Raw genomic sequence first — 6,595 nt, forward strand, 5'->3', positions numbered from 1 at the left:
GCTGCATAGTTCCTCAGCTCAATCATCACCCATGTTCCTTATACCTCTCTCTTTTCGTCATGCTACGAGCACATAACGCCCATGCTCACTCGCCATTTTGGAGCTGCGAAGCAGCGTAGAAATGGTCGCAGTGAAGCTGATTGTTAGAGGGCGTATCACTTCTTCCTATTTGGCTTTTGCGTTAACGCAGAGCCTGCGGCGGTCTTTGACGTCTTGCTGGTGCTTGCATTGCGAAGCGTTTTTGAAGCGGCAGTAGCTGCTTTCGCAGAAGTTACTTTTGGCGGAGCTTTGGTCTGCGACAGTGCTGACCCTGCAGCTGACTTTGCGGCCTTACTTGTCGAAGGGTTTCTCAATACTTTTGAAGCAGCAGAGGCTGCCTTCTTTCCGGTCACTTCGTTAATTTTGACCATTGCCAATCTCCTCTAAGTTATTCCGTAGTTGTGCGCCAATCTGAGTAGGGGATGCATCTTCAAAAACGAAAAATGCAACCAGTATTAGTAGAGCAGCGAAAACAACAGCTGATGCAAAACCGCCAATGAAGTTTACTCCAAACTGCGGCCAGAACTTTCGAGACTCCCTGATCTCAGCAACTATAATTCCATCTTCAATTTCGCGACGCTTTTCATCCAGTGCAACGTCAACTACTTCTCCAGAGTATACCTGAAGAGCATTCTCCGCCGTACCCTTGGCTCTGAGTATGACGCTGCCCGGCTGTTGCTTGTACCAATTCCGCACATCGTTGTCGTCTGGAGTCCTACCATTGCACTCTTCAAAGTGACGCATCCATTCTATTCTTTGCTCTTCCACAATCGCGAATGCAACTAACCCATAGAGCCAGTTCTCGTTAGAATCCTCAACAAGCTCTTTATATATGTCGGCAGATCCAGTGAATTCAGCCATTGATGAGTTCCTTACCGTGCTGCTGCAACATGTCTAGCCCTCTAACGCCCGTATTCACGCACCAGCGCAGCTGGCTGCGTGTAATTGATGGTTAGGAGGCTTTCAGCCATCCTTGCTCCACTGCATATTCTACTTTTGAAACAACCCATTCATGGATCTCGGGCTGTTCTTGCTCTATAAATTGATGCATCTTCAGCACTTGATTCTTATGGATCCCGTTGTCCCGCCATGCTCGCCCCTCACTCATCATGTTGTGAAGAAACGGCAACAGCCTATCTATAACCTTGAGCAATTTAGCTTCTTTGCTTGTACCAGTCTCTTGCTCTTCCCAAAGCTGCGTTAGATTTGGGATTGGGTTACCAGGATGCGATGCAATTCTTTCTACACATTTACGTTCGTCTACATGCGCACTTGATCTATTAGTGCTATAGAGAAAAGTATCTCCCGCATCGATCTCGCCAAGATCATGTACTAGCGCCAACTTGATAAGTTTTAAAACATCGAAATCGTCGCTGAGTAACTCCGAGAATGCCCAACACGCCATCGCTAAATGCCAAGAATGTTCGGCGGAGTTCTCTACACGCTCGCCCCCATTGATATAGGTTCGACGGTTTACCGACTTTAGCCCATCCAGGCTAGTGAGGAAATCTGATATTTGTGAAAGGCTATCGGCCACGTTAACTCCTAACGCCTTTGCTAACGGGCGCCGTCTTGCGGCGTCCCAGCAGGCGAAGCCTGCGTGTTGAGTTCCTGGTTAGGTTGCGGAGCCTTATAAGTGGCGAAAATGGTAGCGCCGAAAATATATTCAATCGTCGCACCACTTAACGCACCGACGAAAGCAGGTGCTTGTAAATAAATCAGAACTAGCCCAGAGCCTACCAATGTTGCACCGAAAGCCCAGAATATACGCATCCCGTAGATAGTTGAAAAAGTAAGGTATCGGCCAGCGATTACTAAGAGCATAGCCGGGAAAAACCACTCGACCTTGTACAGTGCAGCAGCTATTGCGATTGGAATAGACAACAGCATCCAGATCGTTCCTTCGATTGCAAGTGGAGCCAGCGGATTATCTTTGCTGTGCTTGCCGCTACATCCAATCAATTTGCAAAGTACTACTGATACCGGAAAAATGAACATTCCTGCTATCACTAGCGTAATTATACCCGCACGATCCGATACAAACGCCGCCACAAGCGCTGCCAACAACCAAGCACTTCCAGACGTGACAATACCTGGAGCTCCACCAAAGTAGGCTTCTCGCATATTGGACTGTGCTACTGAGATTGAATCCATGATTAGCAACCTAACGCTCGCCTCAAGTGCGCGCTTGCGCGTCACTTTGAAGGCGTTTGTTATGTAGTTTTCTCCTGTTCCCTAGTAAATATTTCGATAACATCCCTGTTTGTTTCATCCATCATCTTCCCGTACCTTGTTTCGTGTTCAAAATACTGGAGAAGTCTATCAAGCTCTTTGTCGTCATCAATTATTACTTTCTCGTTGGGATCAATAGGCTTGCGAATTGGTGCCTGATTGTTAAACAGGTCGCCGAAAGCATGATTCTGTAGGCAAGCATTCAAATCATGACAGTAACTGGCGACGTCACCTGCGGCTTTTGATGCCATTTTATATCTCTCGACCAGATTAATACTTCGATCCTTCAGCGTCTCAAGCAGTTCGTAATGAGATGAATGCAATGCTGACCTAGTTACTCGGAACAGCTTTGGGCTCACAATTTCTCTATATTCAATAAAAATGGTTATCTGAGTAATAGACTCTAGTACTGTTTTAATATGATTAGCGAATTCAGCTTCATCGTGATTGATGTTTAGCCCATTTTCCAGGTACGTGATCTTGAATATCAATGAATTACTTAGCTCGAATGCAATTGAACCACAATGGTCGAGTCTCTCTTGTATCTCTTTGAAAAGTTCAATTTGAATATCTTTCTTGCGAGCTTCTGCTTGAAGGTTGAGCGCATTCTGATGCTGCTCTTTAATATGAAGTACGGCGAATCTAATTGAGAAGAACGCCACGACTAAAGTTGCTAACGACGGGAAAAAATCCCTCGTCATCTGATACCAATTCCACACAATATCGCATTCGACCATAAGGGTTAAGTTCCTACCTACTTACCTACCTACATAACGCCCCTGATGAGGCGCCAAAGAATTTTGGCGTGGCTTTTGCGTCTTTAGCAAAAGACATGACAAGATTCTTTGGTCGCTCTCGATCGGCTTGTTAGCACGCGACGCTGCCACGACCCCAATCATATTAGTCATTTGTTGGCTCAATCATGATTGTTACGCTTGTGTAGGGATGAAACTCGGGCAGGCTGCTGACAATTTGCCCATCTTCCTGCATGAAGTGATGGGCGACCCCAGGGAACATATCCGGGGGAAGCGGATGTACTGCCTTTGGATTATGAAATACCGATATTCCCTCGCTCCAATCCTCTAGATAGTCACCATCCACTTCATACGAGAACGTGTCTGGAAGGGCGGAGTTGCTGTCATGCTTGTGGCAAAAGCCTTTGAAAATTATCTTAATTGATGGATCGCCGAAGCCAGCCACTTTGCCCATTCGATTGAATTTAGATATGGTGTCAACGGCAATCTAATTTTGACCCACCTAGCGGCAATGTAAAATTGACCCACCCTTGGCGGTTTACTCGTTATCTTGCTGGCTGATGACCACCGGAGCGATGCCGGCGGCTTTCTTGCCTTTCAGTCGGTAGCTGTTCCCAGAGATCTGTACAATATGCGCATGATGCAGCAGCCGATCGAGCAAGGCTGCTGTCAGCGTTTGATCATCTGCAAAGGCGGTTGACCACTGAGAGAACGGCAAGTTGCTGGTCACAATGATGCTGCCATGTTCATAGCGTTTGGCGATGACATTAAAGAACAGTGTCGCCTCCTCGCGGCCGAAGGGCAGATAACCGATCTCGTCGATCACCAGTAGTTTGGGACCCAGTACGCTGCGTTTTATGTAGCTTTCAAGCCGCTCCTGTTTTTTTGCTGTCGCCAGTTGCAGCATCAGATCGGCTGCGGTTATGAAGCGCACCTTGATCCCTTTCTGAACAGCCTGATAGGCATAGCTGAGCGCCAGATGGCTTTTGCCAACACCGCTGGGCCCAAGTAGTACGATGTTCTCAGCTCGTTCAATGAAGGCCAGGCTTGTCAGCTCCTGCAGCTGCTTTTTCGGCGCGCCGGTAGCGAACCGGAAGTCATAGTCCTCAAAGGTTTTTATCGCAGGCAGACCAGCGAACTTCAGTAGTGTGTCGCGCGTACGCTGTTTTCTTGCATCGAGCTCCAGGTCCAGCAGCTGCTCCAGAAAGTCTGATAATGTTGTGCCTTTGCTGGCTGCTCTGTCAGCCATGGCCGACCATTCCACGGCCAGTGTATTGAGCTTAAGTATCTCGCAGGCACTGTGGATCCTTTGCATCTGAAGGTTCATCGCACCGCCTCCAACAACTGGTCATAGACACTCAACGGATGCTGGAAGCTCTCGACGGGCATCGCCTGACGCGATTTAATGACAACTACCTTGGCAGGTGACGGGCGCATGGGCAGATCAGCCAGACTCAACCGTTCCTTGATCAATAGGCTTTGCGGTTTCTGCTTGGTAGTGCCATGGATACGCTGGTGTGCGACCTCGTTTAGCCACGGCCCGATCTGGCCGTTGGCGGCATCAACATCCAGCGCCAGGCCGGCCTGCTTCAAGGTGGCCGCCAGGGGCGTGATAAAGCTGTTCTTCAAATAGCCATTGAAGCGCTCGACTTTGCCTTTGGTCTTGGCCCGGTACGGTCGACAGGCGCGCAGCCGGAAGCCGTAATCAGCTGACAGTTGCAGCAGTTGGGCATTCCAGCGGTGACGACCTTCACCGTAGGCATCGCGTTCGATCATGATGCATTTGGCGTTATCAAACAGGACCTCTTTGGGCACGCCGCCAAAGTAGTGCAAAGCCTCCTCGATACCGATAAGCCAGTCCTCCTGACGCTCATGGGCGCTGAAGCGGACGTAGCTGGCCCGGCTGTAACCCAGAGTCGCGACGAAGCCTTTGAGTCTATTGTGGCCGCGCCGGATGGTCGTAAAATCAACCTGCATCTGTTGACCGGGCAGAGTCTCAAAACGCACGACTTCTTCCTGGGTGTCTGGCTTGAACTGACGGATGTAGTTTTTAACAATGCCTTCTTTGCCATCAAAGCCTTGCGTTGTTATCTCCCGATGCAGCACGGTGGCCGGTATCCAGTATGGCTTGGCTGCTTCGATGCGCTCGTGCAAATACGGCTTGAACGGGTCGAGCTTCGACGCTCTGTCGGCCCGCGGACCATAGGCGGGGGTTCTGGCCAGGTCCCGCAGGTAGCTGCGCACTGTGTTGCGCGCGATACCCATCTGACGGCTGATGGCCCGGATGCTGTGTCCTTGTCTGTGTAGCACGTGAATATCCACTAATGACTCCTGATTTAACATTGCATCTCAACCGCCGCTTTATCGCTAAAAGGCGGTCATTGTGCCTCAGGTGGGTCAATTTTAAATTGTCGTTAGTGGGTCAGTTTTACATTGCCGGTGACAATGGTTCCAGTTGAGGAGAAAATCACAGCGCTGACGTTTTCTGCATTTTCGGTAAAAAAGAAGCCGGACGGAATCTTTTTCCCATTGTGCTCGTGAAAGTCTATTTTCAGTGGAGAGATTATCAGTTCTCCACTCGGACTATGCTTGAACTCATGACGCACTCCATATAGGTAGTTCTGGAGCGCAGTAGATGACCACATCATGGACTGTTTGGCATGAAAGTCCGCAATCGCAAAGATCAAAGGCCTTCCGGCAACGTGCTCCTTCTCCCAATACTTCTTTTTCAATTTCGAAAAAAGTGGGCTCCCAAATTTAATCGGCATGTAGTCTTTCTGCAGTGCTTGAATTTTCTCAGGGGAAAGATTTTCCAAATCCAGATTTTCCGCTTTCCCATCTTGAGATGCTTGAACGGTCACTGCTTCTATAGCTGCAGTAGTCTGGCCATCAGTGACCAAGAAGTCTGGAGCATTATGGCTTCTATCGATGAGAAGCTTCTGTTCTGTCAGGAAGGCGAATAGATACAACTCCCAAAGTCGAGCGTCGAATCCCGACGTCTGAAATTGCTCAATGAAATTTCCATCAACATCTACATAGTGGTGCATTGCTTCCGAAATTATTCCCTTTGCAGACGAGTAACCAAGCATTGTCCGAACATTTTCGAACGCCGGGTTAGCTTTTTCCGGCGGACAAAGGGGCAAGAAGATGTCCATCTTTTTGCCCCTTTCATCTCCTTGAGGGAAGATTTTGCTCCCCGTCGAAAGAACTTCTATCATTTTGATAAAGAGAGCATCCCTAGCGCCGCGGCGCTGTGGAAAGGAGCTAAGCACGTTTAAGCATCTGTACCTGTAATCGGCGTCCCTTCCCAGAACTATTCCGACATAGTCATCGTCAGCGATATCTAGCACTACCGTGCCTAAGAGCTCCTCGTCATCTGTAGCCCACCATTCGACCTCGGTGGACATTGCGCCCGCATGAGGGAGTCTTGAATAGCCAACTAATGCCTCAAACCGCTGCTGTCGAAGTTGCTTCACTGTTGATCTCGCTTGCTAACGCCCGTATTCACGCACCAGCGCAGCTGGCTGCGTGGAATTGATGGTTATGCAGCTGTGAGCTCAACTTTCTGC

9 protein-coding genes are annotated in these 6,595 nt (G+C 49.0%); all 9 read right to left on the reverse strand.

All coding sequences use genetic code 11. The features are described from left to right. Positions 1-155 precede the first annotated feature (155 nt). Complete coding sequence (locus QGM61_RS15115; protein WP_281133486.1) at positions 156-410, reverse strand: hypothetical protein; 255 nt, start codon at positions 408-410, stop codon at positions 156-158. Beyond that, complete coding sequence (locus QGM61_RS15120; protein ID WP_281133487.1) at positions 397-900, reverse strand: hypothetical protein; 504 nt, start codon at positions 898-900, stop codon at positions 397-399. The genes QGM61_RS15115 and QGM61_RS15120 overlap by 14 nt, the downstream gene beginning before the upstream one ends. A 91-nt stretch (positions 901-991) precedes the next feature. Beyond that, positions 992-1,576: an HD domain-containing protein gene (locus QGM61_RS15125; protein ID WP_281133488.1), complete on the reverse strand. Its 585-nt coding sequence runs from the start codon at positions 1,574-1,576 to the stop codon at positions 992-994. A gap of 20 nt (positions 1,577-1,596) precedes the next feature. Then, positions 1,597-2,163, reverse strand: coding sequence for a DUF7010 family protein (locus tag QGM61_RS15130; protein ID WP_281133489.1), 567 nt, complete (start codon positions 2,161-2,163; stop codon positions 1,597-1,599). An 89-nt stretch (positions 2,164-2,252) separates the two neighbouring features. Continuing rightward, on the reverse strand, positions 2,253-2,972 hold the full coding sequence (locus tag QGM61_RS15135) for a hypothetical protein (protein WP_281133490.1): 720 nt from the start codon (positions 2,970-2,972) through the stop codon (positions 2,253-2,255). 199 nt (positions 2,973-3,171) lie between these two features. Then, complete coding sequence (locus tag QGM61_RS15140; RefSeq protein WP_281133491.1) at positions 3,172-3,480, reverse strand: hypothetical protein; 309 nt, start codon at positions 3,478-3,480, stop codon at positions 3,172-3,174. Positions 3,481-3,564: 84 nt separating this feature from the next. Next, positions 3,565-4,353 (reverse strand): IS21-like element helper ATPase IstB, encoded by a 789-nt coding sequence (gene istB, locus QGM61_RS15145; protein ID WP_281133492.1) that lies wholly within the window; start codon positions 4,351-4,353, stop codon positions 3,565-3,567. Next, positions 4,350-5,369, reverse strand: coding sequence for an IS21 family transposase (istA, locus tag QGM61_RS15150; protein WP_281133493.1), 1,020 nt, complete (start codon positions 5,367-5,369; stop codon positions 4,350-4,352). Before istA ends, istB begins: the two co-directional genes overlap by 4 nt. A gap of 71 nt (positions 5,370-5,440) precedes the next feature. Continuing rightward, positions 5,441-6,433 carry a glycosaminoglycan attachment protein gene (locus QGM61_RS15155; RefSeq protein WP_281133494.1) on the reverse strand — a complete coding sequence of 331 codons (993 nt, stop codon included), beginning with the start codon at positions 6,431-6,433 and terminating at the stop codon, positions 5,441-5,443. Positions 6,434-6,595: the final 162 nt, after the last annotated feature.

The organism is Pseudohongiella sp. SYSU M77423, assembly GCF_029911965.1.
In the GTDB taxonomy this organism is placed as follows: Bacteria; Pseudomonadota; Gammaproteobacteria; order Pseudomonadales; family Pseudohongiellaceae; genus Pseudohongiella.

Bases quoted from the DNA above. Each gene is read 5' to 3' on its own strand.
- QGM61_RS15115 (WP_281133486.1), bottom strand. From the start codon at position 410: ATGGTCAAAATTAACGAAGTGACCGGAAAGAAGGCAGCCTCTGCTGCT.
- QGM61_RS15120 (WP_281133487.1), bottom strand. From the start codon at position 900: ATGGCTGAATTCACTGGATCTGCCGACATATATAAAGAGCTTGTTGAG.
- QGM61_RS15130 (WP_281133489.1), bottom strand. From the start codon at position 2,163: ATGCGAGAAGCCTACTTTGGTGGAGCTCCAGGTATTGTCACGTCTGGA.
- QGM61_RS15135 (WP_281133490.1), bottom strand. From the start codon at position 2,972: ATGACGAGGGATTTTTTCCCGTCGTTAGCAACTTTAGTCGTGGCGTTC.
- QGM61_RS15140 (WP_281133491.1), bottom strand. From the start codon at position 3,480: ATGGGCAAAGTGGCTGGCTTCGGCGATCCATCAATTAAGATAATTTTC.
- istB (WP_281133492.1), bottom strand. From the start codon at position 4,353: ATGAACCTTCAGATGCAAAGGATCCACAGTGCCTGCGAGATACTTAAG.
- istA (WP_281133493.1), bottom strand. From the start codon at position 5,369: ATGTTAAATCAGGAGTCATTAGTGGATATTCACGTGCTACACAGACAA.
- QGM61_RS15155 (WP_281133494.1), bottom strand. From the start codon at position 6,433: ATGTCCACCGAGGTCGAATGGTGGGCTACAGATGACGAGGAGCTCTTA.